This is a genomic window from Paenibacillus sp. J5C2022 (assembly GCF_025567625.1).
GTDB lineage: Bacteria > Bacillota > Bacilli > Paenibacillales > Paenibacillaceae > Pristimantibacillus.
Genome location: NZ_JAOQJC010000033.1, coordinates 62120 through 87290, shown reverse-complemented (window position 1 = coordinate 87290; position 25171 = coordinate 62120). Strand labels below are relative to the sequence as shown.

The 25171-nt window shown below is 42.2% G+C and carries 28 protein-coding genes and 2 riboswitches; of the genes, 8 read left to right on the top strand and 20 right to left on the bottom strand.

The window, feature by feature from the left end; genetic code table 11:
- Window positions 1-236: 236 nt before the first annotated feature.
- From M6D81_RS22810 to M6D81_RS22795, 4 genes are all read right to left on the bottom strand, one after another.
- Window positions 237-1043 (bottom strand): transglutaminase-like domain-containing protein, encoded by an 807-nt coding sequence (locus M6D81_RS22810; protein WP_262679402.1) that lies wholly within the window; start codon window positions 1041-1043, stop codon window positions 237-239.
- Window positions 1044-1300: 257 nt separating this feature from the next.
- Window positions 1301-1693 carry a hypothetical protein gene (locus M6D81_RS22805; RefSeq protein ID WP_262679401.1) on the bottom strand — a complete coding sequence of 131 codons (393 nt, stop codon included), beginning with the start codon at window positions 1691-1693 and terminating at the stop codon, window positions 1301-1303.
- A gap of 170 nt (window positions 1694-1863) precedes the next feature.
- On the bottom strand, window positions 1864-2184 hold the full coding sequence (locus M6D81_RS22800; protein WP_262679400.1) for a hypothetical protein: 321 nt from the start codon (window positions 2182-2184) through the stop codon (window positions 1864-1866).
- A 348-nt stretch (window positions 2185-2532) separates the two neighbouring features.
- Window positions 2533-2979: a GNAT family N-acetyltransferase gene (locus M6D81_RS22795; protein WP_262679399.1), complete on the bottom strand. Its 447-nt coding sequence runs from the start codon at window positions 2977-2979 to the stop codon at window positions 2533-2535.
- Window positions 2980-4259: 1280 nt separating this feature from the next.
- Between M6D81_RS22795 and M6D81_RS22790 the strand changes: the two genes are divergently transcribed.
- Together M6D81_RS22790 and M6D81_RS22785 are read left to right on the top strand one after the other, a co-directional pair.
- Window positions 4260-5225: a tyrosine-type recombinase/integrase gene (locus M6D81_RS22790; RefSeq protein WP_262679398.1), complete on the top strand. Its 966-nt coding sequence runs from the start codon at window positions 4260-4262 to the stop codon at window positions 5223-5225.
- Entirely contained in the window at window positions 5222-6193 is a 972-nt protein-coding gene (locus M6D81_RS22785; protein ID WP_262679397.1) for a tyrosine-type recombinase/integrase, read from the top strand. The genes M6D81_RS22790 and M6D81_RS22785 overlap by 4 nt, the downstream gene beginning before the upstream one ends.
- A 47-nt stretch (window positions 6194-6240) precedes the next feature.
- Here M6D81_RS22785 and M6D81_RS22780 read toward each other — a convergent pair whose 3' ends face one another.
- The 15 genes from M6D81_RS22780 to M6D81_RS22710 all read right to left on the bottom strand — a co-directional run bounded on the left by M6D81_RS22780 (window position 6241) and on the right by M6D81_RS22710 (window position 21169).
- Window positions 6241-7266, bottom strand: coding sequence for a tyrosine-type recombinase/integrase (locus tag M6D81_RS22780; protein ID WP_262679409.1), 1026 nt, complete (start codon window positions 7264-7266; stop codon window positions 6241-6243).
- Between the two features lie 96 nt (window positions 7267-7362).
- Entirely contained in the window at window positions 7363-9369 is a 2007-nt protein-coding gene (locus M6D81_RS22775; RefSeq protein ID WP_262679396.1) for a C40 family peptidase, read from the bottom strand.
- Window positions 9370-9394: 25 nt separating this feature from the next.
- Window positions 9395-9799, bottom strand: a complete 405-nt coding sequence (locus tag M6D81_RS22770) for a DUF6075 family protein (protein ID WP_262679395.1) — start codon at window positions 9797-9799, stop codon at window positions 9395-9397.
- A 116-nt stretch (window positions 9800-9915) separates the two neighbouring features.
- Entirely contained in the window at window positions 9916-10335 is a 420-nt protein-coding gene (locus M6D81_RS22765; protein ID WP_262679393.1) for an RNA polymerase sigma factor, read from the bottom strand.
- A gap of 591 nt (window positions 10336-10926) precedes the next feature.
- Entirely contained in the window at window positions 10927-11256 is a 330-nt protein-coding gene (locus M6D81_RS22760; protein WP_262679392.1) for a helix-turn-helix domain-containing protein, read from the bottom strand.
- Between the two features lie 237 nt (window positions 11257-11493).
- Window positions 11494-12054 (bottom strand): hypothetical protein, encoded by a 561-nt coding sequence (locus tag M6D81_RS22755; RefSeq protein WP_262679391.1) that lies wholly within the window; start codon window positions 12052-12054, stop codon window positions 11494-11496.
- Between the two features lie 236 nt (window positions 12055-12290).
- Window positions 12291-13058, bottom strand: coding sequence for a response regulator (locus M6D81_RS22750; RefSeq protein WP_262679408.1), 768 nt, complete (start codon window positions 13056-13058; stop codon window positions 12291-12293).
- A gap of 33 nt (window positions 13059-13091) precedes the next feature.
- Window positions 13092-13177: riboswitch (cyclic di-GMP riboswitch) on the bottom strand.
- Between the two features lie 180 nt (window positions 13178-13357).
- Window positions 13358-13927 carry a TetR/AcrR family transcriptional regulator gene (locus M6D81_RS22745; protein ID WP_262679390.1) on the bottom strand — a complete coding sequence of 190 codons (570 nt, stop codon included), beginning with the start codon at window positions 13925-13927 and terminating at the stop codon, window positions 13358-13360.
- A 15-nt stretch (window positions 13928-13942) separates the two neighbouring features.
- A complete protein-coding gene (locus tag M6D81_RS22740) occupies window positions 13943-15346 on the bottom strand; it encodes an efflux RND transporter permease subunit (RefSeq protein WP_262679389.1) in 1404 nt (467 codons plus the stop codon).
- Complete coding sequence (locus M6D81_RS22735; RefSeq protein ID WP_262679388.1) at window positions 15339-16877, bottom strand: MMPL family transporter; 1539 nt, start codon at window positions 16875-16877, stop codon at window positions 15339-15341. The genes M6D81_RS22740 and M6D81_RS22735 overlap by 8 nt, the downstream gene beginning before the upstream one ends.
- A gap of 358 nt (window positions 16878-17235) precedes the next feature.
- Window positions 17236-17321: riboswitch (cyclic di-GMP riboswitch) on the bottom strand.
- Window positions 17322-17635: 314 nt separating this feature from the next.
- On the bottom strand, window positions 17636-18349 hold the full coding sequence (locus M6D81_RS22730) for a Crp/Fnr family transcriptional regulator (protein WP_262679387.1): 714 nt from the start codon (window positions 18347-18349) through the stop codon (window positions 17636-17638).
- A gap of 196 nt (window positions 18350-18545) precedes the next feature.
- Entirely contained in the window at window positions 18546-18914 is a 369-nt protein-coding gene (locus M6D81_RS22725; RefSeq protein WP_262679386.1) for an MmcQ/YjbR family DNA-binding protein, read from the bottom strand.
- The gene (locus M6D81_RS22720) at window positions 18901-19308 is read right to left on the bottom strand and encodes a VOC family protein (protein WP_262679385.1); all 408 of its coding nucleotides are present in this window, start codon (window positions 19306-19308) and stop codon (window positions 18901-18903) included. The genes M6D81_RS22725 and M6D81_RS22720 overlap by 14 nt, the downstream gene beginning before the upstream one ends.
- Before the next feature lie 92 nt (window positions 19309-19400).
- Complete coding sequence (locus tag M6D81_RS22715) at window positions 19401-20204, bottom strand: helix-turn-helix transcriptional regulator (RefSeq protein WP_262679384.1); 804 nt, start codon at window positions 20202-20204, stop codon at window positions 19401-19403.
- Window positions 20205-20491: 287 nt separating this feature from the next.
- Window positions 20492-21169 (bottom strand): GntR family transcriptional regulator, encoded by a 678-nt coding sequence (locus M6D81_RS22710; RefSeq protein WP_262679383.1) that lies wholly within the window; start codon window positions 21167-21169, stop codon window positions 20492-20494.
- Window positions 21170-21410: 241 nt separating this feature from the next.
- Between M6D81_RS22710 and trxA the strand changes: the two genes are divergently transcribed.
- The 6 genes from trxA to M6D81_RS22680 all read left to right on the top strand — a co-directional run bounded on the left by trxA (window position 21411) and on the right by M6D81_RS22680 (window position 24445).
- Entirely contained in the window at window positions 21411-21728 is a 318-nt protein-coding gene (gene trxA / locus M6D81_RS22705; protein WP_262679382.1) for a thioredoxin, read from the top strand.
- Window positions 21729-21786: 58 nt separating this feature from the next.
- Window positions 21787-22722: a thioredoxin-disulfide reductase gene (gene trxB / locus M6D81_RS22700; protein ID WP_410795779.1), complete on the top strand. Its 936-nt coding sequence runs from the start codon at window positions 21787-21789 to the stop codon at window positions 22720-22722.
- Between the two features lie 62 nt (window positions 22723-22784).
- Window positions 22785-23123 (top strand): bacillithiol system redox-active protein YtxJ, encoded by a 339-nt coding sequence (ytxJ, locus tag M6D81_RS22695; protein ID WP_262679380.1) that lies wholly within the window; start codon window positions 22785-22787, stop codon window positions 23121-23123.
- 30 nt (window positions 23124-23153) lie between these two features.
- Window positions 23154-23642 carry an OsmC family protein gene (locus M6D81_RS22690; protein ID WP_262679379.1) on the top strand — a complete coding sequence of 163 codons (489 nt, stop codon included), beginning with the start codon at window positions 23154-23156 and terminating at the stop codon, window positions 23640-23642.
- A 2-nt stretch (window positions 23643-23644) separates the two neighbouring features.
- Window positions 23645-23983, top strand: a complete 339-nt coding sequence (locus tag M6D81_RS22685; protein ID WP_262679407.1) for a thioredoxin family protein — start codon at window positions 23645-23647, stop codon at window positions 23981-23983.
- 18 nt (window positions 23984-24001) lie between these two features.
- Window positions 24002-24445, top strand: coding sequence for a DUF6526 family protein (locus M6D81_RS22680; RefSeq protein ID WP_262679377.1), 444 nt, complete (start codon window positions 24002-24004; stop codon window positions 24443-24445).
- 83 nt (window positions 24446-24528) lie between these two features.
- Here the strand turns inward: M6D81_RS22680 and M6D81_RS22675 are convergent, their stop codons facing one another.
- Window positions 24529-25164 carry a nitrite/sulfite reductase domain-containing protein gene (locus tag M6D81_RS22675; RefSeq protein WP_262679375.1) on the bottom strand — a complete coding sequence of 212 codons (636 nt, stop codon included), beginning with the start codon at window positions 25162-25164 and terminating at the stop codon, window positions 24529-24531.
- Between the last annotated feature and the right edge of the window lie 7 nt (window positions 25165-25171).

The following is a 25171-nucleotide window of genomic DNA, read 5'->3' as shown; positions in this document are numbered from 1 at the left end:
CTTGTATTCACGAACCCGAAAGGCTTAAGCAGCGAAACAGGTCAAGCGCAGCGACCAGATTGCCGGGTGGCTTCGCCACTTAGCCTTGCAGGGTTGTCCGGCTGAATTTGCTTCCACGCTACGGAATCCGCTTCTTCCGAATCTGCTTCTTACTGCTTCGGCCGGACCAAGTAGCGATAGCGACGCTGCGTGAATACGGTGTTAAGTGATGTTCCCGCCTTCTTTGAAATACTAATTTATATTGGTTGCCTCCAAAATTCTCTTGGATTATTAGTTATTCTGATACTTGTTTCTTCTTCATTGATGCTCCTATCATTGAGTTCATAAGGTTTAAAATGATCGGGTAGTAAGAAAGAATAAGTTTTTATTCTTTCGGATTCATCGTAATCGAAAGTACTAATCTGAGGAGAGTTAAACCAAAATAGATTTTTTGCCATGTACCCAATATAAAAGCTTGTCCACTCTGTTTCCTCAGGATTTCCATTCACCCAAACCGGTTGTTCATTTCTAAGTCGTTCACGGAATTCCTCTAAACCAAGTAAAGTACCCTTATCATCGGTTACATATACGTTCCAGGATGGATCTAAATAAATCCATTTACTTAAAGACCGAGAGAAAACGGATGTAACAACATGACTGTCAAGATCGTAAGGATCATAAGAACGACAATGTATCCTACGTGAGTAGAAACCTAAGGAAAGCATTAATTCGTTTAATACAGTAGCAAGAACATAACAATTCATTTTAATTGGTTTATTCTTGGCAAGTTCTAAAATATGAATTGCATTACACTGTTCAGGAAGAGCCACATTAGCATGTTTAACTTTCTCATGTAACCAATTCATTATATTGAATAATCGGGATAATTCATTTCCATCTCCAGCAACTCTAGTTAATTCGTATTTATTTCTTATGTGGCTTAATTCATTGTTGTCCATATCATATACAAAGTCCAGTGAACCATTTAGAGTTTGAAGTTTAAAGCTAGTGAAATGCAATAATTTAATATAATGTTCTTTAAATTCAGGAATGTAACCGAACAATTGAATCCCCTCCTGTTTTTAATCTTGCGGGAATTTCACTTAACGTTGTTGTATTCACGAACCCTCACTGCCTTAAACGACCGAAGGGAGTGGCCGCGACGCGGTTAGGCTGTGCAGGGTTGTCCGGCTGAATTAGCTTCCCTGCTACTGAATCCACTTCTTTGAAACTTCTTCTTTCTGCTCCGGCCGGACCAAGGAACGATAGTGACGCAGCGTGAATACGGTGTTATAAGATGTCCCCGTCTTCTTAGAAAAACTTACAAATCACTAGGATTCATTTTTTTAATTTCTATTTTTTTGGCTAAAACCCAACCGTTAAAGCCATAAGAAGAGCCAATTACATAATATTTATATTCGTCTTTAATTAACAATTCTCTAAGTTCATCTAAACTTTCATAATACGTTGGCCAGCAATATGGTTTACGCTTTTCTAATATTTCTTTATTACCTTTTAAAAAAGAATCTATCTCATACCTTTCAATGTCAAACAAGATACTTCCATAGAGATGGTCCTCGAATAAATGAGCCATCACATCATAAAATTTAATTTTCACTTCAATATCCTTATCTGTCTCAGTATTAATTTCAATATATCGATCTCTTAAATTAACTTCATAAGAGATTACTACATTGTCATGAACCGATTTCATTAAGATCTTCTCCTTTATGTTCTAGCGGGGATTTCTTATAACGTTTCGTATATTCACGACGCCTGGCGAATGCCAGGTGTGTCCACAGCAACCACTTCTTCGAAGCCTCTTCTGGGACCGAGGGCGTCAGCCCGATGCGTGAATATGGTGTTAGGTGATGTTGCCTCTTCTTAGAATACTCTTCCAAATTGCTCTTCAAAAAATGTCTTTATATGATTTCCAAATTCATTATTGCTTTTATAATAGATTCTGTTAATTTGGTTTGGAATAAATCCTAGTTTAATTTCATCTCCTTCATAAAGGCTTATACCAAATCTATATCCAGCTCTTTCTTCTTGATTATTATCTGGTATTAATTCAATATCCTTAATTTCCTGAATCCATCTATTTATTATTTCTTTCTCTTCTACTATTTTTCGCTCACCGGTACCACCATCAATTAATTCTATCTTGTCTACTTCAGAGATGTCGCCTGGATAAACTTTAGTCAATGTTATAACTTCTAATTTCTCGGTATTACTTTCCGTTTCACATGCAGTCAAAGAAATTATAAATAAGATTAAAAGCAGATATCTAATTCGAATCACTCCTTGTTATAGATTCAACTAGGTTATATCTTTATTAGCTTTTGGCAATTTCACCTAACGTTCTTGTATTCACGAACCTTCACTGCCTTAAGTGACCAGAGGGAACGGCCGCGACGCGGTTAGGCAGTGCAAGGTTGTCCGGCTGAATTTACTTCTCTGCTACTGATTCATCTTCTTCGAAACCACATCTTTCAGCTTCGGCCGGACCAAGGAGCGATAGCGACGCAGCGTGAATATGGTGTTATCGGATGCTCATGCCTTCCCCGAAATACCCTCAAAATCTCTTTCAAAGTTCTTATATACGCATTTAAAACGCTCTGTTCCAGGATATTTCTCTCCAAGACTTATAATCGTAAAGCCGACTTTCTTATAAAAATCCACTGCGTCTTTATCCGTTTCAGCAATTAATTCTAGATCAGGATATAGCTCTGATATTGCCTTTACTAATTCTTGTCCAATTCCTTTATGTCTATATTCGGTTTCGATAGCAATGTGTTTAATTTCAATTTCATCAGGGTGATGAATTAAACCAATGATTCCAACTAATATGTCTTTCGAATATATCCCATGAAGCGATCTATCTTCACTGGTCTTATAGAGTTTACATTGTTGAAATATTCTTTCTTCATTCGGAAACATGCAATAGGTGAGGAACTTATACAGCTCTTGATCTGATACATCAATGAAATGCTTGATCAATTGATCACTTCCTATCTTTAAATAGCTTTGCATGAGTTTCCGATAACGTTCTTGTATTCACGAACCCGTAAGGCTTAAGCAGCAAAACTGGTCAAGCGAAGCGACCAGATTGCCGAGTGGCTCCGCCACTTAGCCTTACAGGGTTGTCCGGTTGACTATACTTCCCTGCCTACTGAATCAACCTCAATCGAATCCACTTCTTCAACTTCGGCCGGACCAAGGAGCCGATAGGCGACGCAGCGTGAATACTGTGTTATACGTAGTTACTGCCTTCTTGAAAACTTCCGTAAAATTACTGCACTATTTGATTCAGAAATTTCCTTGATAGTTTCCAATACTTCTTTAAGAAAACGTCTTCTGAATCAAAAAAACTATCTACTTCTAAGTACTTGTAGTGTTCAGGATTTAAATCAGATTGGAAAATTAACTTGTATTGATAGCTTATAAAATTCATAAAGTAGTAAATGTTTAGCTTATTGTCTTGAACAACTAAGTACTGATCTATCCAGTTCTCAGTGATTTCTAGTTCAAGTTCTAATTCAAATAATGCGAGTAATGTTTGATTATATCTCATCCATTCATTTACAAGTTCTTCTTTGTTGTTAGAGTAGTTACATTGGATAAGTATTGAATTTGACGTGTAAAAAAGAAGCCACAAGACATCATGCCTTATTAAACAATTCGATAGAAGCACATCCTTATTTTGAGTAAGTAAAGTATAAACATAGTCAAACTTTACTCGATCAATAATTGAGCCTGGCCGAAGATCCAAACATATTTTTTTAAGTTGTTCAGCAATTAAATCAATAAAATTACTGATATTGGCTCACTTCTTTCTAATGGTTTGAAGTCCTTGCAGCAATTACGTATAACGTTTTTGTATTCACGAACCTTCACTGCCTTAAGTGACCGGAGGGAACGGCCGCGACGCGGTTAGGCTGTGCAAGGTTGTCCGGCTGATTAGGCTTCCTTGCTACTAGAACGGCTTCCTTTTAGCCGTTCTATTCCAGCTTCGGTCCGGACCAAGGAGCCGGAGGCGACGCAGCGTGAATACGGTGTTATATGAACCGTGTGGTGGAAAAATCCAACCCCCAAAAAGCCTATAAACCCATATATATCAAGGGATTCTAGCAATTTTGGAGGAATACGAATATCCTTCAAATAACCCGGATTTTCGTACAAGTTATACGAAACCGTATATCCATTTGTTATACGAATCACTCCCCCTTACTTCGTATATCTCCTTTAGTTCGCATAACTCCATAGGGAGGATATGCGAAATGCAGAATCAAAATGGCTCTAACATTACGATTACATGGAACAACGCTGTTCAGTTTTTTCTTCAAGACTGCAAGTCCCGGAACTTGACCAAAGGAACCATCCGAAGGTATCGTAACGGATTGGAAAAACTTTATCAGCATCTCGTTGATCAACAAGTACAATGGCATGACCTTTGCCCTGATATTTTCCATCATCGTATCATACCGAGTATGCTTAATGAAGGACTTGCACTTCGAACTGTGAATTGCAATCTGTGCATTTACAAAGAGCTTTTCAAGTTATTGCTCTCAGAAGGTTGGATGGAATCGAATATCGCCATTACACTTAAACCATTCAAAGTTCAGCCGTCCTTTGCGCACACATTTACCGATGAGCAGTTACATCAACTGCTCATTCAACCGGATCGTGCAACCTTCACTGGTCTGCGTAATTACGTCATGATGTTGACACTACTCGATACTGGTATCCGGTTGAAAGAATTAGCTAATATTCAAATTCAAGATGTGCTGTTTGATGAAGGTGTGCTTCGCGTACAACAAGGCAAAGGCAGGAAATTCCGCATTGTACCGATTCAACATGTACTCGCTGACACGCTAAACCGCTATTTACTTGAGCGCGGCACCCTGAATCACAATTTCCTTTGGATCACTTTGGACAATGTACCCTTTCGAGAAGGCGGCATCCGAGTCATGATTGCCCGTTATTGCAGTACCGCCAACATTCAGGGCGTTCAATGTTCCTGCCATACATTTCGGCATACTTTCGCTAAGAAATACTTGATGAATGGCGGCGACGTTTTCACGCTCAAAAGCATACTGGGTCATGAGCGAATCGAAACGACCGAAATGTATGTGGAGTTGTTTTCTCGCGACTTGCAAATTCAGCACGAAAAATTCAGTCCTATCGAACATCTGGCTAACGACTTTCCCTTTGCTTTCGATGAAAGCGAGGTGTCTGGCGAATGAATACAAAACGTCGGAAAAATGCTTTAACAAGTGTAGAACACTCAAGCACCGTAAAGCAGCAACTTAGTTATGATGATTTACTACGTTCTTTTATTCTCGATTGTAAGGCCAAAAACCTTTCGCCACTGACACTTCGTTTTTACGAGGACAGCGTTCGTCAAATGAAGGATGCATTTCAAGCTCAACAAATTCCACTTGATATTTACACCTTATCGGTACGGGAGATCAAAAACCATTTTATTGCCTATCTTTTTGATCTGGGCAGATCGGACAATACGGTGAACGGTCGAATCAAAGCCGTGAAACAGTTTTTGAGGTATTTGTTCGAAGAAGGATGGATCACTGAAAATGTTGCCGAAGCACTGCATGTCGTCAAAGCCGAAAAACTGATGCTACAAACCTTTACCAAGGAGCAAGTTGCTTTATTGCTGGAACAACCCATCCGAAAAACATTTACGGGATTTCGTGACTTTACCATGATGGTAGTGCTACTGGAGACAGGAATGCGAATCAGCGAGCTATGCAACTTAAAAACAAGCGATCTCTTTTTCAAAGAGCAGGAAATTCGTATCACGAAGGGAAAGGGTAATCGAGCACGGCGTGTCCCATTTCAACAACATTGTGCAAAGATCATTCGCCGTTATTTAGACATACGTGGCGATCTGGAAACCGACGCTTTGTTTGTTAACATCAACAACGAGCAAATCAGCACAAGAGCATTGCAATCAAAAATGCAAGAATACGGGGGTTCGGCAGACATTACTGGCGTCAGATTATCTCCTCATACGTTCAGGCATACGATGGCCAAGTTTTACATTATGAACGGTGGCGACCCGTTCACGCTACGGCGTATTTTAGGACATGCCACGCTTGATATGGTCGATTATTATGTCGAGTTGTTTAGCAGCGATATCAAAGAGCAACACAAAAAATTTAGTCCTGTCGAAAATATGAAGCGAATCATGTAAGAGATAAATAGAGAAGACATCCATACGGATCTCTTCTCTATTTGGGTTTATAGCAATCTTCCTTTGTACAGATGTCTCATCGGTGAAGACTTCATATGTTTGGCCCTCATTTCAGGACGCCAAAGATTGACATATCGCTTGACCATATCTTGCGATGTATGTCCAAGTATATCCTGCAAACTATAAGGATCACCTTCATTCAAAATATACATTTTGGCAAACGTATGTCTGAGTGTGTGTGGGCTCACCCGCACATCTGTTATTCCGGCACTCTCACCGTATTTACGGAAGGCAGCTTGAAATGAACGCACTCCCAGCGGACGGCCATCCAGCGTTACAAAGAAATGCTGTGATGGCAAGTCCCCTCTTGCCTTTAAATAGCGAAGGAGAAGCTTCCGAACCTCATCACAGAACGGAATATCTCTGGGTTTCTTACTCTTTCCGATCACGCCAAGAAGCTCGCTTTCCTTAACATCCACTTGATTCAATTTCAACTTGGTCAATTCCCCGATGCGCAAACCACTATCGAAGATAAGAGATAACATGACGAAATCTCGAAAGCCGGTAAACGTATGTTGATCGGGCTGCTTGAACAGTGCGACAACCTGTTCCTCCGTGAACGAGGGTATCGTGGGTTGATGACCCTTGCGAAGCTTCAAATGTTCGGCAGGATTATAAGGAATCCACCCTTCATCAAACAAGAACTGAAAAAATCGCTTTATCGCTTTAATCCGGTTATTGATTGTATTTAGTTTATACTCCTTCTCTTCCACCATGTACATAATGAATTGATTTCGTAAAAAGTCCGGCGTAATTTCATAAATATCTGCTTCAATTTCCTGCTCTTGCAATATGCGAAAATAAGATTTCAAGCTGCTTTGTTCAAACTTAATTGTATGATCACTTGATGATTCCGCGCGACGAGCCTGAAGGAACAGTTTCACAGCTTCCTCCCATGTCAATCGGTAGCCAGAGTTTGAGAATGAGGCAACATCATATAATTCATTACTGCGCCGTTTGCTGGCCGTATCATTCCTTTGAAACAAACTTATAACATTTCCATTCACTATCATCCCTCCCGTTTGTTGCTGGTTGTCTATACAGATCAAAACAAAATTCCCCATCTACTAATCATTTCATTTTTAGCATCATTTCGGACCCCATTACGCTCATTCACCATTACTTGTTAGATGAGGTCGCCCAAACAACACCTGCTTATCCGCATCAAACAAATTACGGTAGACTACTTGCCCACGGGTAGATGAGGCATCCACGACTTTGCCATCTCCCGCATAGATGCCGACGTGGGTAATATCCATGAATCTTCCATTGCGTTCATAGCTCCAGAGTACAAGGTCACCCGGAACAAGATCCGCCGCGCTGACGACTAGCCCATTTTCTACGCTATATCTGGCTTGCTCTGCTGCGGTTCGTGGCAAGTGGATGCCTAATTGACGATACACCCACTGAACGAGATAGCTGCAATCGGTATAATCATCCTGTCCAGCTTTCGGCTGACTGTACGGGTCACCCAAACGGGTCAATGCTAAGTTGACCACTTCGCTGCCTTGCTCGCCAACGGGCAACTCGCGCGTCACCCATTTAAGCTGCTCGGGCGTCAAGCCGATGTCGGTATCTTTGCCCAGTAGGGCGAACATAAACGGGCGAAACTCAGCTGACATCATTTCTTTCATCAAATCGATCTGCTCATCGGTAAAATTATATTCATTCGCTTGCTGCTCTGCGGTTCTGCTAGTGATAGTAATATGCAAAATATACTCATAACGGATTGTTGTCTCCTCACTAGTATTTCCGTCTTCATGTGTAACTGTCACCGTTTCCTGATGCTCGATCGTCTCCACCTGAGATTCAACTTGATTCATCTCCCAAAATACGGAGTGGATCATCTCGGTTCTTGTTGCATCGAGTGTCGCAACATCCATTCCGTTTTCTTCATCCAAGACAGTTTTCACAGCGAAAATAGCGATCACATCCGCCCAGTTATCTATACGTGTATTGTCGGCACTGCCGGGATAATTCAACTCTACCCGGTCGATGACACCAACCGACTGTCGGATATCCTCCAGTCTCATCGCCAATTCCTCATCTAACGCTTGCACGATATGAGATAGTGGCTGTACGTCAGCTCCCTTATTTTCACCCGACACAAAAATTCCAAAGGGAGAAGAAGTGATGGCTACTATTGCCATGACCATGCACAACAAAATAATGACCACACTACTGCTTCCTAGCAGCACAGCCAATCCTTTCACGAGCAATGCGGTAGCCTTCGCGACCATCTGAATGATACGTATTTGTAATCTCATAGTCGCTCGCGTCATCTGTACTGACCTGCGTGCCGCTATCGCCATTTGCGCTGCTTGTTGCGCAGTTTTCACCGCCAACCGTTTCCCTTCGGTTTGCGCATCCGACCGCTCATTCATCTGTTTGGGTTGTAGCCCTGTCCGCATCACGCGGGACACACTCTTGAGCATTTGTCCTTTTTGCTTGATCGTAGGTTTGTTCTGTCTGGATGTTGCAGACACCACAGTTGACTTCCTACCTTTGAATAGTTGAGATTTTAGGCTTGCTGGTGGAATCGCTTGATGGGATTTACCGCGTATATTTCTAGCAGCGAAAGGAATAGTGGTGTGTATCGCCCTCTTCCCAACTGATGCTTGACGATGAATCCCCGAATTCACCCCTCGATTCGGCATTTTGTTCGTTGAAGGGGAGTGCGGATGAGTACTAGGCTGAAGCCGGGCATGAACCCGGCCTTGTATCCAGCGCTGTTTGCCTGATTTCTGAGCCATTGGCAGCCGATATTGACCGTTAATGGGCTTATGCAATCGGAATGAGTGAACAACTGCACGAGGTGCAACCGTCCTACCATCTTGTTTCGTCCGCTTGTTTAACTGCCACCGCAACCATCGTTTACTGATATAAGCACCCATTTCCATCTGAGCGCGACCCATCGTGCTCACCGCTACTATGGATCGTTGTTCGGCATAAGTTGCCGTTGAACTAGCAGTATACTCATCATCACCACCTTCCCTTTTATCACGCATTGTGGCATGTTTCGTTATTGCTGCATGCTTGGCTCGTTCCAGCACATGCGCAGCACGGTCAAGCTGTTTTATACTTTTTCCCTTCGGCCTCGTTTTAATTTCTTTCATTGTCTGATTTCACCCCCAAGAACGACTAACGGATCGATTCCGTCCGCCTAAACACTGGTGCTCGACCGCGACAATACTCTGGGTAGCGAAGGCGAATCGCTTCAAAGAAATAGAGCGCATAGTTACAGTCAAATAATTCATGAGGCATGGAGTAACGTTCCCCACCAGACTCACTCCAGCCGTTCCACAGGTTAAAAGCAAGCCGGCTTACGCGCGCAGAACTGCCAGTCTGCCAAGCCGCTGACAATCCTTCAGGTTTTATCCCTCCATTGGAAAAGTCAAACAGATCACGAATATGATTTCTCGTATCGTGAGCAATACCCAGTGTGTAAAATAATGCGCGATGGTAACTGTCATTACATTTCCTCTCGTTCAACATCTGGTGATAGAATTGTTCGTGTTCATCATCACGAAATCGAATCATTTGCATTGTTCAAACTCCCCTCGTAGAGAACGAGCGGCTGGGTTTAGCCAACCGCTTACTCTCAAAGTCTTCTACTATCTGTTCATTTTTGCGAGAAAATCGGACCTTCAGTTAAAAGTCTATTACAAATTTTTGAGAAACTGTTCCATTTGTTTCAATCCTCTGGTAATTGATTTGCGTATGGCTCGTTCATCGACATGCTCGGCGCGAGCAATTGCAACTTTGCTCATCCCAAGAAAATAATGCGCATAAATACGTCGAGCGGATTTTTCTGACAACTGGCACAATGCTTCATAAATCTGTTGCTGAGAGAGTTTACGTTCATAGTATTCCTCTGGCGAAATCGAACGAAAAAGGACATCTTGCTCAATACCATCGTTCCGATCAAGAGAGTAGTACGCCCGATGACGATACGTACGTAATCTATATGCGCTTTCAATTAAGTCAAAACGATGCATTTCCTCAGCCACTTCGTCCTCTACTTCCACCCATACATCCGTTTTCCAAAAAGGATATATGTCTTTCAAATTGATTTTTTTCATATTCGTCCCTCCATTTTGGTTTGTTTGATCAACCAAAACAGAGGGGGGAGAACGACAACCAACGCTTCCTAATAAGCAAAAAAGACAACAAAAAAGACCTCGCCGCAGAGCGTGCCTTCGCTCAATTACGACCAGGTCCATTAGTAAGACTTGATTCCGTTTATACCGATGAATCGTTCGCCTTTTGCTGTTACGTGTTATAGGGACGCATCAACATCAACCTCATTTCTCACTTGGCAACACCTTGCGAGAATTTATGAGTGTCTGTTGATGGTAGGCGCTGCCCTATGTTTAGTCCAACTCCTTTGCTTCTGGAATATAGCCAACGATTTGTGTATCAACGACAAAACAAAAAAGCGCCGTAGTTCTTTCCACTGGTTTATCAGGGAAAAAAAACGGCGCTTGACGATGGGTGACCTACCCTTCATGATGCTTCAGGCTGAACAGCCTGTTCACACTACTAGCGTAGCACAAAACATGTGCATATTGCGTGCTAACTTCATGCATATTCAATGCAAATGTAGTGCGACGTTCAGTGCATGATCGGTGCATATTTACTTTCTATTCCGGCGTTCTCTACGAAAGAGTTACTTATTTTTGTCTCCATTTCAATAAATGCTCGATATGCTGCATAAGAAAATCCAAATCTTCTGCGGAACACTGTTGAAGCATCTGGCTGATCCGGGACGATAGCGCTGGCTTCGCAGCATCCTCGAAAGCGAATAACTGCGACATATCCATACGCAATCCAATAGCCAGTTTATGAATGTTATCTAATGAAACATTTTTCAGACCACGTTCAACTTGTCCAATATAATTAGGATGAAGGTCTGCGCGCTCTGCCAGTTGCTCCTGAGTCCATCCAAATTGTTCCCGCAGTGTGCGAATCCGCTGACCTAACAATTTCCGAATTGAATTCAATAACTCCACCACCTTATTCTTTCAGCATATAAGGAGGTGGAAATCAAATGAACACTCTTTGAATTCACTATTAACAGAATCCATAGTGTGTGATATAATCATTCTAACTACACCAAACTCGTTGTTAAGGTATTAATCGTATTTAATGGAATTAGACAGGTGAAATAAAAATAGATTATCATAAAGCAAAGACAAAAAAAGAAGATGCGTATGTGCATCTCCTAAAGCTGACCAATCCTAGTGAAATGAATCCAAATCCAGCAAAACCTCCCGATCTTTAACCTTCATATAGATTTTGTGCAATGCTCGCTTTCGAAGATAGAAGTATGCCCTGCGTGAAAGGGCAAGGCGGCTCATGGCAACTGAAAGTGCCATTTGATCCATATATCGCATTTGAATGAACATGCTTTCCTCTGGGGTGAGAGCCGAGAAAGCATAGTCGATTAGACCGATTCTGGATAGCAGCAACGGGATTTCATGTTCGGTTATCTCGATTCGTTGTATAACCATACGTAATACCGTTTCCTGTTTTCTGCCGTTGTTATGAGCCGCAACCACCTGCAACGTGCGTGTCAACTCAGGGATATAGGATTGTTCTGACTGCACATACTTCAATCTTGCCTTCCAATCTTTGTAGGACTTCAGCCATAATTCTACTCTCTCATATGGAATGGGGATTGGGTCAATGTCTTCATTATCCCCTTCTTGCTTTACATGCTGTCTGCTACGCATTTTTCTGCCAGCCTGCTTGTCAATCGTCACAAAAATACATCGTTCACACTCCATTTCCATCGTCATCGTCCTTTCTCCTAGTAAAGTATAATCGGTGATGCTTCTAAGATACACTTTCTACAACTCAACCTCTTCTGTGGTTCCCACCTCCCATACACCAGATAAAATTCTCCTATCTCCATCCGTCTATATCCACCATTCTACCTACAATACGACAAAAAAAGGAGGATGATTTTTTCATCACCCTTGAAAAGTTACCGTTGTCGAAGTATCCCGAAGTAACTCGAATTTTAAATGCTTCACTAAGAGTTAGTGTCATCCTGCTGATCGTATAAACCTCTATATTTTGCTTTTTGCGCTGCTTCACGAATGGAATTGGTACCGAATTTACGAATGATGTTGCGAACGTGTGTCTTCATTGTGTTAGATGTGATCCCGAGCAACTCCCTGATTACCGGCTGTGTATAGCCCCAACCAACCAATTGTAGAATTTCTTTTTCAGTAGGCGTTAGCATCCGCTGTAATTCCTTACGCTTAACATGCTCCATTTCATGACGAATGATGGCAGCAACATCGGAATGAAGAGAGGATTGCCTCTGATACGCTTCCCTGATGGCACTTATGATGTCCCTATAGTTATTTTTGGTCATATAATTGATCGCCCCGGCCAACATTGCGTCCACGATGATCTCAGGTTCATTAAGCGAAGTTAGGATAATAATGGGTAACTGTTTGATCTTCACTACTTCGGTAATGGTATTCAGTCCATCCTGTTGTGATGGAAGTAATGCTAGGTCAAGTATCATTACGTCTATATCCAATTGCAGACAAGCCCGGACGGCCGACTCTTTGTTTGTTGCAACATGGGCTATACACATATCCGGCTCAGCATCGATCATCGTCGTCATTCGTTGCTGCCAGACGGGATCGCTATCCACCAGTAGAACTTGTATCCTACCTTCTTTCCAAACCATAATTTCCGCAACTTCTACGGCATACCTTGCACGATCTCCAATAGCCTTCACCTCATATCCATTAAGAAACAACGACAAAAAGACACGCACCCTCATCAAGGTCGTGTCTTTTCCTGACAGTAAGTTCGAGAGGGTAACCCGGCGATCATTGCACGTATGCAGAAGACCCGTGGCTTTGCGTCCCAGTCTTTCGAACTGGTTTGCCGTTTTCCTGCTTATAGCGTAGCATTCACACATTTCTGTGTTGTTGCATAACTTGGCTACGCATCTGTTACAATCTATTCCACCTCGCCAGGATAATCCCGGGATGCCATTACTTCAGTACTACCTTGTCTCACCGAGTATTATCGTTCCGTTGCAACCTCTACTTGCCAAAACAGATTACAAATGTATTTTCAAGATTCCCAGCACGAGCTGAGAAGATCAACATACCCTTCAATCAAATGTAGTTTTTCTTCTTCCGGCAATTTGTGATATGGCACAGGAGGCCCCCACATGATGTAACTGACAAGCAGGCCTGAAAGAAATCGAACTAATCGTTCTGAGTCGACTAGGATTGATTTTCTCGAAAAATGAACCTCCATCGTTTTCTTTAACGCTTGAATCATTATCTTTGGTAAATCAATCGTTTCTTCCAAATTCCCCATCAGGCTTTCCGACAACAACGTCCGGATAATCGTTTGATTTTTCGAGATCATCAGCAGGCGATCATGTAAAATATTAATTAAAAATTGCTTTGTGTCGTCCTGCTTTGCGTAATCCATTAACGATTTGTTGAATTTATCCATCACAATCGACTGGATCGTGGTAACAAACAGATTTTGCTTCGTTTTGAACTTCCGAAAAATCGTTATTTCCGCAACCTGTGCCTCATTTGCGATTTCCTGGGTTGTCGACTCGTTATAACCTTTTTCCGCAAACACCCGCAATGCGGCTGTCAAAATTTTGTCCGTTTTATCCCTCATGAAGATGCTCTCCTTCTAATGTATAACCTTTCCGTTTATTATAGCATGATCGTTCTGTTTTGTTTTAACTAGGCGATCAAGCATGACAAGTGTAGGCGGTAATACAATGATGGTACTGATCAGACACAATGTCATATTGATCACCGTCATCATGCCGAAATTACTTAAAATCACGAAGTCTGATATGATGAGTGCACTAAAACCACCAATAACCGTAAGCCCGGATGCAATAATCGCCTTGCCTATTTTTTGGACGGCGATCATCACAGCTTCCTGACGATCCTTTCCTTTTCTCCGTTCCTCGTAAAATCGTTCCATGATCAATATTGTAAATTCTGTTCCTATCCCTATAACAAGTGCACCTAAAGTAGCGGTTAGCGGCGTATAATCAAAATCGAATAAATACATGAGTCCCCCTGACCAACCTACGATCAGACTTATTGGCAAAATCGCTACAAATGCTTTAACCGGATGACGGTATACGATGAGCAACACCAAAAATACGAGGCCGATCCCGAGTAACGTCATCTCGTAACGCCCTGTTGTTAAAGCGGAAATCATCTCCACGTCCAATACGGATTTCCCTGTCAAAGTAACATTTAGATTAAGTCCATTCTCAGATTCGATATGGGCAGACAGATCCCCGATAAACTGTTTCATATCTGCCGCCGCCAGATGTTTGACACCAATCAGAATAACGCCCTTATCGTGCTGCTCGGTCATGACCATTTTCAATTGACTCGCCGGCAAATCGGCAATTTGCGACTGAATCTCAGATGGTTTCGGCAGTTCTCCATCATTCATTGTTCTTAATACAGATGTGATCGATTTCGTATTGACAATGACATTCGGGAATTCGTTCATAACCGTCGAAGTCATTCTGTCAATCCACCGGATCGACGCTTCTTCCAACAAATTGTCTCCCTCGTACATAATGACTACCTGATCGGTCGTGCCAAGCACTTCTCGTAATTCATGAATTTCCTGAAGCTCTAACGTATCCTTGGGCATAAATTTCTCGATGTCCGTTTCAACACCTGCTTTCAAATCGCCCACTACTCCGGCGACCGTGAGTAGCAGTGCGATCATTAATAAAAAAGGACCAGTTTTCAGCGTAGCTCCCGTAATCGATCCGAGAGCTTTTTCAAACACACCGTGACTTGTCTTCCGCTTCTTCTTTGTTTCCTTAGTAAAAAAGTAATCTCGGGTAAACAACATCGGAATGAGGAAAAAAACACAAGCAACAAAGCTGATGATCACACCAATTTTGAGCATTTTACCAAAATCCTGCACCATGGGTACAGGAGAAATGTACAGCGCCGAAAATCCTAGTGCTCCGGCAAGAATTGATATTCCTACCGCAGGAAACATGTGTTTGATCGTTTCTTTGGCCGCTGATTCTGATCTTTTTTTAAGCATTTACGATTTCCTCCTTAGCAAGTTCTTCCTCATAACGATTCTGAAATTGGATCGCGTAATCTACCCCGAGTCCGATCAAAATTGGAAACACAGCCATCGAAACCATGGTCATCGGCACGCTCAAGTGACCCATCAATCCTAGGGTAGCAGCAACAGATAAAAGAATAATTGGAATCGCCAGCGTCCTCCAGCGTACAGGGAATACGACCAAAAGTACCACAAACATAATCATAATGGCAATTACAATCATTTTTTTCATGCTTTCTTCCATGCTTAGGTGAACAGCAGAATCCAGCACAGGCTTGCCTGTTACGATCGTTTCTACTCCCTCAAAAGGTGCCCGTTCCAGTTGTTTCTTGATTGTTTGTACGATGTCTTCTTTTACTGGATCGCTTGTGTTGCCCTGCAATTTGACCATGATGATAGAATGCCTATCACCAATAATGAGTTCGTCAAAAACCGATCTTAGCTCGCCATCCTCGTATAGCAGATTATCCAGTGTGTCCTGGTTGCCTGGCAATCCTACATGCATGATGTCGCTGATGGATATCAACTCAGCCAACCCGTCGCTGACTTCCACCAATTTCTGTCCCATCATCGTCAAACCTTTCGCCAATTCGCCCAGTTCGCCAATTATATCTCCACTGACCGCCTGGCCATTCAATTGCTGCATTTGACCGTTTAGCTCATTTTTAATCCTGGTTAATCCTTCAGCGGTTTGATTCGGCACGTTTACCAGCGGGCGGGATTCTGTTGAAACCTGATTCATTTTGACTGACATGGTGTGCATATTTTGCGCAAGCAGTTCGGCCATCATCTTGCTTTGTTTCATGCCTTGAAGCGCTTCTGAATTGTCAAATTGCTCCGCATTTTCGATTTTTTCAAGCTGAGTGCCAATAGCTGCGACTTGACCTGAGATCTCCTCAAGATTTGTTGCAAATTCTGTATAACCTCCATTTAATTGCCGCACCCCTTCCGACAATTTGTCCTGTCCCTGAATCATCTTGTTAAATGCAGCATTCATGTCCTGCAAATTGTCGATCAGTGATCCGATATCCGGCGCGGATGTATCATTTGTTTTCTGATGAATTTCATTTCCAATAACCTGTAGCCTATCTCCCATTTCCTTAAGTCCGTCTTTCATCTCCGTCAAGTTTTCAGTAACTATTTCCGACTGTTTACCCGTCATCTGCAGCACTATGCTTGCAGGACTTACAAATGTATAAATTTCCTCGTATTGCTTTAAGCTGTCCTCCAGTTCATTCATGCGCGCAAAATTTTCCACTGTCAAAATTCCGCTTTTTCCATTTTCCGCTTCCGACGTATTCATGATGATGATGCTTTCTCCACCAAAGTGCTGCTCCAGTATCGCGTTGTCCTTGTACACTTTTGATTTGGTACTCAATAACGTTTCATTTCCTGTAGCTAGTTTCATGTTTGCTGCTCCCGCAATCAATCCCACAAGGATAATTAAAAAAACAAGCGTGATCACTACTGGCTTTTTAGTAATTGCTGATCCGAGTAACTTCATAAAGAACCTCCATTATAGAATGTATGTTAGTGACTACTTACATACATTCTATAAGATTGATTTCTATCCGTCAAGAGAAACAACGATTCGATAGATAAAATAACCCTTGCTCTAATATTCACTAATTTACGTATTGATTTGCACTGGTTAAATATGTGGAAGCCATCAGCTTTAAAAAATGTTCCAACGCGCAAAAGCTTATAAAGGGTACAACCCGTTTTCTTTCCAGCCCATGATTTCCGCAACCTCAACAGCGATCCTCCAACAGTTTTCGCCTCGTATTCATTCATTAGTAATTATGACAAAAAGACACGAACACTCATCAAGGTCGTGTCTTTTCCTGACAGTAAGTTAGGGAGAGAGTAACCCGGCGGTCATTGCACTCGTACAGCAGACCCGTGGCTTTGCGTCCCAGTCTTTCGATCTGGTTTGCCATTGCAATCTCTTTAGGACTAAGTAAATGCCAATATAGGGCCCATGGGATAAACAACATTCCACCCATAATCGATCTAATGAATATTAGAGCCCTTAAATAAATGTTCACCCCAAACATAAGAAGATGCGCGGATTTTCCCGCGCATCAAAATGACCGTATCCCAATAGGGGTAACTTTTTATTAACATATGCTAAAACTAAATAAAATGATACTAAATTCTATACGACACCTTCGTTATGGAATCGAAAGTTAGAATATATTTCCGCACGACTTTCACCTTTAGCGTATCACCATATGAAATTTAAAGCCGATCATTATATCGTTAAATAAGCAATAGTGCATCCAAATCCATAACCTCAATCTCACGTTGACCCGTCTGCCGAATCCAGCCAGCCTCTTCGAATTCAGCAAGCCTGCGACTGACCGTTTCCGGTGACGTACCAAGATATGAAGCAAGATCCTTACGGCTCATTGTCAAGGTGATCTTGTTGCTGTTCATCGCATCCACTTCGTTCGCAAGGTACATCGCAATGCGTGTTTCTGTTGATTCAAGCGCAATATTAGCCGCTTGATTTTCAGTTTGCGCTAATCTTGAGGAAAATTCAGTAAGTACCTTGAGCGAAATAGCAGGATACTTTAACAAAAACTTCTGAAAATCCGCTCGCCCCATCACACATAGCTCTACCCGTTCCATGGCATCAGCATAGGCATCATGAACCGACTCGCTAAATAAGGACAGCTCTCCTGTGAAGTCTCCTGGTCCGAGTATACGCACGAGCTGTTCTTTCCCCGTATCCGATAACCTATAAATTTTCACGCGGCCTTTATGCACAATATATAATCCATCCGATGTCTCACCTGCGCGATAAATGGAGTGACCCCGCCCATGCGTAACAGAATGTGTTTCTTTCACGATCTCTGCCATCTCGGTTGTATCAAGATGATTGAAAATCGGCACGATGGAGATGCACTGCTTCTGCATCTCCTCTGCGCCTACAATTTGGTGATCGCAACTTGCTTGATATTGATCTTGCATGATTGTACCCCCCTGCCATTATTGCGGAATTGCTTTTAACGGTCTCCACCTTGCCTTTCTTTTAGTATACCCGACCAATCGGATTGCGTTCAATATAACTAGCATGACGCTTAATTCATGGATCAACATACCCGAGGCGAGAAATATTTTTCCGAACAAAAAACCGCTTGGACATCTTAACTGATTCGCTACCCACTTATCTATCCCCATCGGTTTGGCTCCTTCCAGATACTTCGTTGTATGCCTTCACCACTTTTTTAGGAGTTACTAATCTCCATGCCTGGATAATCAAATTGTGACATTCCTCAAAAGCTACTCGATCCAATCGAATGACCATAAAGGCGAGGTTATTAAAACTATCGGGCACGCGATAAACATCAGGATCCATCATCGTGTAAGCTAACCGATCATCTTGTGTTGTTTTGATGACCAGCGATTTACCGTCCGGTTGGATAACCGCAAAAATTTTATTCCGTACACGAAACGATGGCTTTCCCCAATGCTCCATTTGCTCTGTTTCTGGCAAGGAAAGTGCTAGGTTTCGAACATCATCAGTAGTAACCATGCCCTTTGCCTCCTGTGAAGGTCGCGATATACCAATGGTTACCGAATGGATCTTCTACACCCCCGCTACGTTCTCCATAAGGCATATCTGCCGGTTCGTATAACGAAGTCGAGCCAGCCGATATTGCCCGCCTATAGCAATCGTCTGTATCCTCAACAAATATATGTTGGGTATTCCCTCTTGGCGGGAATCTGTCATTTCCTTCCGACACTTCAATGATCGTATCACCCACTCGAACTTCCGCGTGCGTGATGTTGCCATCTTCCCCTGTTCCTCTGTTCAGTTCCTCAGCATAAAATACATCTTCCAGGAATGCAATCATGGCAACTGCATTTTCGACCGTAATATGCGGTGTTACCGTTTGGTAGCCGTGAGGCCTATAGTTGTCAGCCATCGATATCCCCTCCTTCAAATTTATAAAGAAATTCCTTACTTTCTTCTTCATCATATACCAGGCACACAATCAAATATTGTATATTTTTGACCTTACGTGATATGCTTAGCATGATTATGATGCCTTCCACTAATTGGGCGATATTCACTCGGATTGATACCGGAGAAAGACTTAAAATCCTTTATGAAATGCGCTTGATCATAATAACCGCAAGCTTGAGCGATATCGATCCACGAAATATTTTCCTCGGAATGAACGAAACGCAAAACTTCTTGGAATCGATAAAGGCGGTTTAAGCGCTTAGGTGTCATACCGACTTCTGCTTTAAATAGTTGATTGAATCTTCGGTGACTGATTCCGATCTGGTCAATAAGCTCCGCGATCCGGTAACCATGAAGATGGCTCAATACGAATTGTACTGCCGGATGCCATTCCAAATCCCTCACTACAAGCGACAGCAGGCGACGTTCAAGCACATGGAACATCTCTTCTGGTGCAGATGAAGCCAGCAATTCATCACGAATTTCGCCGACTTTGGATCCCCATAATATATCTAGTGGAAAATGTTTATTGTGAAGCTCTTCGATCGGTTCTTTAAGGAAGGGGGGAATCCCACCTGGTTTGAAGTGGATGCCAATCACTCTCGACTCACAGGCTGTGTCGATTACAAAATATTCCGAGTGCGGACCGCAGAGAATCGAATGGCCGAAAACCAACTCGTGTTGATGACCATCGAATAATCGAATTTTGTCCTCCCTAAGATCAATGATCACATCCACAGATCCGTCTGGTAAAGCCAGTTCTTTGGAATGTGAAGGACTATAATCTTCCATATACCAAAAATAATCGACGAACAACGATAACGGCATTGGCGGATTGTATGTACGAAGCAGCAAGGGTGCGTCCCCCCCTTTCCTCATTGTTCCTGATTACATTTTTGTTCTGGTCTACCCGATTCCCTCTTGTAGACAAGTAATAACCATGTCTATAACCATCCGTTCTAATGCAACATAGAAAGGGTAGTCCAATGCAAGCCATATTTACAATGTTGTAAAATCTGCTGTTAAAGCAAGATAAAACAGCCATTTCGCTGCTCGATTTCGGCCGCCAAAGAATTTGGCGGCGAACGAGCAATAAATCGCAGCATTCCCTCGGGGATGCGCATTGATGTCCCCACAAAATATTATTGTGGCCTCAACATGTTGAATAACAGCGTTACATCGTTTGAAGAACCAACAGAGATGACCTTTTTATTGACCGGTTCAACAAATTTCTTCACTTTTTCAGCTAGATCTGAGACAGTCACAATGACATCCGCCCTGTGAACAGCCTGATGAAGAACGTCTTCAGGTGATGAAGTATCGATTACTTCAATTTCCGCTGATGTCATTCGCTTGATTTCATCCAAATAAAAGACGCATGAAATTGACTTACACTCAATAAAGAGATATTTCAACTTCTTCTCTAACGGTTGACCAAACAACTGCATATAGGCAAATCCAGACAACAGTACGCTCTCTGCATTGTAACCTAACTCGTAAACATCTTTAATTGTTTTTTCCACGAAAGAAAAATGTTGGTTTTGTTTTCTGAACTCTTCGATTTTATCTTCATCGGCAACCTGCGTCCCTCGCCCCCTTTGAATCATCAGAAGGCCTTCCTCTTTAAGTTGGGAATAGACCCACTGAATCGTGTTTCTGTTAATGGCAAGCTGATCCGCTAACTCATTGGTTGAAGGAAGTGGATCTCCTGGTTTAAGTAAGTCTTTGCCGATCAACCATTTGATTTGCTCCTTAATCTGTACGTTGATTGGCAGAGAAGAACCAGAATCGATTTTAAATAGAAAACTTGAATATTTCATATTACTCTCCAACTTTCTCGCTTTACTAGTTATCTAGGTAACATTTAGCTTAATCCAACGGATAAAAAAAATCAAGTAGTGGAATGTTCACTGTGACGGCTATTCTCTTTAATGTTTCAATATTTTACGCAAAATTGAAGTTGACAATCTAGACATTACATCGTATTATAAATAACAAGTTAACTAGATAACCAATCATTAAATCATTTCTTTGTTTTTAAACTAAAAGGAGGAATCTTTCATGTCAGCTACTGTACTTACGAAAGAAACGTTTCAAAATCAAATTCAATCCGGTGTTACCTTGGTCGATTTTTGGGCGCCGTGGTGCGGTCCTTGTAAAGTCCAATTGCCAATCGTCGAAGAATTGGCGGACGAAGTAAAAGGGCGAGCAGTTGTCGCCAAAGTTAATGTCGATGAAGAAGGCGAATTAGCAATGCAACTAGGGATCACGGGAATTCCGACGCTTATTATTTTTAAAGATGGAAACATCGTTGAGAAAATGGTTGGTTTGAAGTCTAAGCAGGAATTGAAATCTAAAATCGGGGCATCATTAACCTAAAAACTAGGGGATATGCAGCGGATATTTTGGATATGGCGGAAAATGGAGGAAGATGACAATGACCTATAAATCAATCGTTATCGGAACAGGACCTTCCGGCTTGACAGCTGCAATCTATTTGGCACGGGCTAACTTGAGCCCACTAGTGATTGAAGGGCCAGAGCCGGGCGGGCAATTAAGTACGACAACGGAAGTCGAGAATTTCCCAGGATTCCCAGATGGAATCCTGGGGCCTGAATTGGTGGATAACATGCGGAAACAAGCAGAACGCTTCGGCGCCGAGTTTCGTAATGGCTGGGTAAACGAACTCGATTTATCACTAAGACCGTTTAAGTTAAAAGTGGAAGGCATCGGTGAACTGATAGCGGAGACGCTGGTCATTTCCACCGGGGCATCGGCTAAATTGCTTGGTATTCCTGGCGAGAAGGAAAGTATCGGCCGTGGCGTGAGTACCTGTGCTACTTGTGATGGCTTTTTCTATCGCGGTAAGAAAATTATCGTTGTCGGCGGTGGAGACTCGGCTATGGAGGAAGCGAATTTCCTTACACGTTTCGCTGAAGAAGTTCGCGTGGTACACCGACGTAGCGAATTGCGCGCTTCAAAAATTATGCAAGATCGCGCCCGCAACAACGGTAAAATTACTTGGAGTTTGGACAAAACACCTCTCGAGGTCATTACCGATAACGATAAAGTGATTGGTCTAAAGGTAAAAGATAATGCGAACGGAGCGGAAGAAGTCATCGCAACTGACGGTATTTTCGTAGCGATTGGTCATAACCCGAACACTGGCTTCTTAGACGGACAACTGGAGACTGATGAACTCGGTTACCTAATTGTAAAGAGTGGAAGTTCTGAAACGAACGTTCCCGGTGTATTTGCTTGCGGGGACGTACAGGATAACAAATACCGTCAAGCCATAACGGCTGCGGGAAGCGGTTGTATGGCAGCGATCGACAGTGAGAAGTTTATCGAACACCATGCAGTACTTGAATGAGCAAATCTCTGTAATAGAATTGAAGTTCAGGCTAACGAAATGAAAAAGGAGTGAATTTATTTATGCAATGGAAAGAAATTACGACGTTAGACGAATGGAAAGATGTGTTGGGGCAATCGGCTGGACGCGGAAAAGTAATATTCAAACATAGCACTACATGTCCGGTTAGTGCTAACGCGTTGAACGAATACGAGCAGTACTTAGCTGATAATCCGAACAAAGATATCGATTATTCCCTGATAAAAGTCATTGAAGCTCGCCCTGTTTCGAATCAGATCGCCGAAGATCTGGGAGTTAAGCACGAATCTCCTCAAATCATATATGTGAAAAATAAAGAGAAACACTGGTCTACATCCCATTGGGCGATTACAAAAGAGCATATGACAGCGATATTAGATTAAATACAACTAAAAATCTTAAGGAGTGATCAAATGGATATTAAGACCAATTTGAATACCGTTTGGTATCAAAACGCAAAAGGTGACGGAAGAATAAAAGCTAACTATCTTAAAACAAAAATTGCTATACCTGAATCTTTGGGTGGCAGCGGGGAAGGCGCAAATCCGAAAGAGTTACTTGTTTCTTCCGCTGCAACCTGTTATATAACGACTCTTGTATATATACTTCAAACAAAAAAATTGCCTGTTGCCGGGTTGATCATGAATTCGGAAGCAACCAATTCAAAACAAGAAGGCTTTAAAATTATCCATTATCCTCATGTTATTTTGTCTATTGATGCAACAGAAGATCAGATTGAATTAGCACATGAAGCAATTGTAGCCGCAGACAAAGGGTGCGCAATCGGAAATTTATTAAAAAAAGCAGAGGTTGAAATAGAGTTTGAAGGCAAAGTATCATTAGTTTCCGACAAGGATGTCGTTAGTCAATACGTGGAAGATCACGGGTTAGACTGGTTCTAATGATGAAAAAGCTGAATGAGTTAACTTCACTTGAGATGGTAGAAGAGTTTCTTGAAAATCACAAGTTGAGTTTCTTGTACGTATCCAGGCCAGAGTGTAGTGTGTGTCACGCTATATTGCCTAAGCTAAGAGAGCTACTTGATCATTATCCACTTATCCACCTAGGGCACATTGATGCCAATAAGGTAGAAGAGGTGGCAGAAAAATTTTTAATTTTTACAGTTCCTATTATGCTTTTGATCATAGATCGAAAGGAATATATACGAGAAGATCGGTTTGTTCGTTTTGATCAATTAAAGAATAAGCTAGAACAGATCATGGAGCATTATGAAATATCCTAGTCGGCAATCGTACAGGAGGTGAGGAAACTGAAAGAACAATCCTATGCAAATCATACTCGTTATCAGCCGTTACAGCACTTTATTTGGCTGCCATTAAGCATCATCTTGCTATTGACTACAGTAGTGTATAGTATTTATGAATTTATGAGCAACGGTTTTTCTTTAAATCTATTGTTACTAGTTGGTGTGGTTGTGCTTGCAATCGTCCCTGGAATGCTTGCGCGTATGTATGCATTAACCTTACAAGACCGGCTTATTCGAACCGAAGAGCAGCTGCGTTATTTTATGTTGACGGGTAAACGTTTGGATGAAGGTCTCTCGAAGGAGCAACTCATTGCGTTGCGTTTCGCATCAGATGCAGAGGTAGTTGATCTGGTCGATCGAATCATAGCTAGTCATCTGTCGCCTGAAGAAATTAAAAAGAATGTGAAAAAGTGGCGACCTGACCATCAACGTGTCTAAGTATCAACGTGTCCAAGTAATATGGGCAAGCTAAAAACATAAACCCAGTCACAACGACTGGGTTTATGTTTTACTTCAATATGCTATAGTAACACGCCTTGCAGCTTTTCTAGGGATATACGTTCCACGAATCTACTGAATTTCTCTTTCCCCTTCGCATTGGCCTTATAATAATCGATCAATTTCATAATAATTGCGACAAGCTCATCTTCAGCCAATTCAGAAACCAATTTCTTAGCGAGTGTTGCTTTCAAGCCTTTCGATTCTCCTCCGACATAAATGTCAAATTTATCCCGCATTTTAACAACACCGATATTCTTAAGCAGGGGTTCACTTGTGCCGAGCGCACAACCGGCGTAACCGATCTTCATCGGCGTTGGTGTTTCAATTCCCGCAATCGCTTGATTCAACATCCGAGCCGTATCCAGTCCTGCTTCTTCTGCTCCTCTGCAGAATTGGCAAGCAATCAAGCTTTTGGTTACTGCACCGGCCGTATATACCTCAAGCCCCGAACGCTCCAGCTCCTGCTGAATCGTTCCGCGCTGGTCGATAGGAACCTCCACATAGATTTGTCTAAATGGCGTGATCTCAATTTTAGCATCTAGACCAACTACATTACTGATTTTCGCTAATTGCTCCGGTGTAAATATATTCCCTCCGACTTGCACTGGTGAAGCTAACGCAATGTTCATTGTCTCACCTATGCTACTTTCCTTCATAGAAGTC

Excerpts from the sequence above, each read along its gene's own strand:
- M6D81_RS22805 (WP_262679401.1), bottom strand. The coding sequence starts at position 1,693 with ATGAAATCGGTTCATGACAATGTAGTAATCTCTTATGAAGTTAATTTA.
- M6D81_RS22790 (WP_262679398.1), top strand. The coding sequence starts at position 4,260 with ATGCAGAATCAAAATGGCTCTAACATTACGATTACATGGAACAACGCT.
- M6D81_RS22785 (WP_262679397.1), top strand. The coding sequence starts at position 5,222 with ATGAATACAAAACGTCGGAAAAATGCTTTAACAAGTGTAGAACACTCA.
- M6D81_RS22780 (WP_262679409.1), bottom strand. The coding sequence starts at position 7,266 with ATGATAGTGAATGGAAATGTTATAAGTTTGTTTCAAAGGAATGATACG.
- M6D81_RS22775 (WP_262679396.1), bottom strand. The coding sequence starts at position 9,369 with ATGAAAGAAATTAAAACGAGGCCGAAGGGAAAAAGTATAAAACAGCTT.
- M6D81_RS22770 (WP_262679395.1), bottom strand. The coding sequence starts at position 9,799 with ATGCAAATGATTCGATTTCGTGATGATGAACACGAACAATTCTATCAC.
- M6D81_RS22765 (WP_262679393.1), bottom strand. The coding sequence starts at position 10,335 with ATGAAAAAAATCAATTTGAAAGACATATATCCTTTTTGGAAAACGGAT.
- M6D81_RS22755 (WP_262679391.1), bottom strand. The coding sequence starts at position 12,054 with ATGACGATGGAAATGGAGTGTGAACGATGTATTTTTGTGACGATTGAC.
- M6D81_RS22750 (WP_262679408.1), bottom strand. The coding sequence starts at position 13,058 with ATGAGGGTGCGTGTCTTTTTGTCGTTGTTTCTTAATGGATATGAGGTG.
- M6D81_RS22745 (WP_262679390.1), bottom strand. The coding sequence starts at position 13,927 with ATGAGGGATAAAACGGACAAAATTTTGACAGCCGCATTGCGGGTGTTT.
- M6D81_RS22740 (WP_262679389.1), bottom strand. The coding sequence starts at position 15,346 with ATGCTTAAAAAAAGATCAGAATCAGCGGCCAAAGAAACGATCAAACAC.
- M6D81_RS22735 (WP_262679388.1), bottom strand. The coding sequence starts at position 16,877 with ATGAAGTTACTCGGATCAGCAATTACTAAAAAGCCAGTAGTGATCACG.
- M6D81_RS22730 (WP_262679387.1), bottom strand. The coding sequence starts at position 18,349 with ATGCAAGATCAATATCAAGCAAGTTGCGATCACCAAATTGTAGGCGCA.
- M6D81_RS22725 (WP_262679386.1), bottom strand. The coding sequence starts at position 18,914 with ATGGTTACTACTGATGATGTTCGAAACCTAGCACTTTCCTTGCCAGAA.
- M6D81_RS22720 (WP_262679385.1), bottom strand. The coding sequence starts at position 19,308 with ATGGCTGACAACTATAGGCCTCACGGCTACCAAACGGTAACACCGCAT.
- M6D81_RS22710 (WP_262679383.1), bottom strand. The coding sequence starts at position 21,169 with ATGAAATATTCAAGTTTTCTATTTAAAATCGATTCTGGTTCTTCTCTG.
- trxA (WP_262679382.1), top strand. The coding sequence starts at position 21,411 with ATGTCAGCTACTGTACTTACGAAAGAAACGTTTCAAAATCAAATTCAA.
- trxB (WP_410795779.1), top strand. The coding sequence starts at position 21,787 with ATGACCTATAAATCAATCGTTATCGGAACAGGACCTTCCGGCTTGACA.
- ytxJ (WP_262679380.1), top strand. The coding sequence starts at position 22,785 with ATGCAATGGAAAGAAATTACGACGTTAGACGAATGGAAAGATGTGTTG.
- M6D81_RS22690 (WP_262679379.1), top strand. The coding sequence starts at position 23,154 with ATGGATATTAAGACCAATTTGAATACCGTTTGGTATCAAAACGCAAAA.
- M6D81_RS22685 (WP_262679407.1), top strand. The coding sequence starts at position 23,645 with ATGAAAAAGCTGAATGAGTTAACTTCACTTGAGATGGTAGAAGAGTTT.
- M6D81_RS22675 (WP_262679375.1), bottom strand. The coding sequence starts at position 25,164 with ATGAAGGAAAGTAGCATAGGTGAGACAATGAACATTGCGTTAGCTTCA.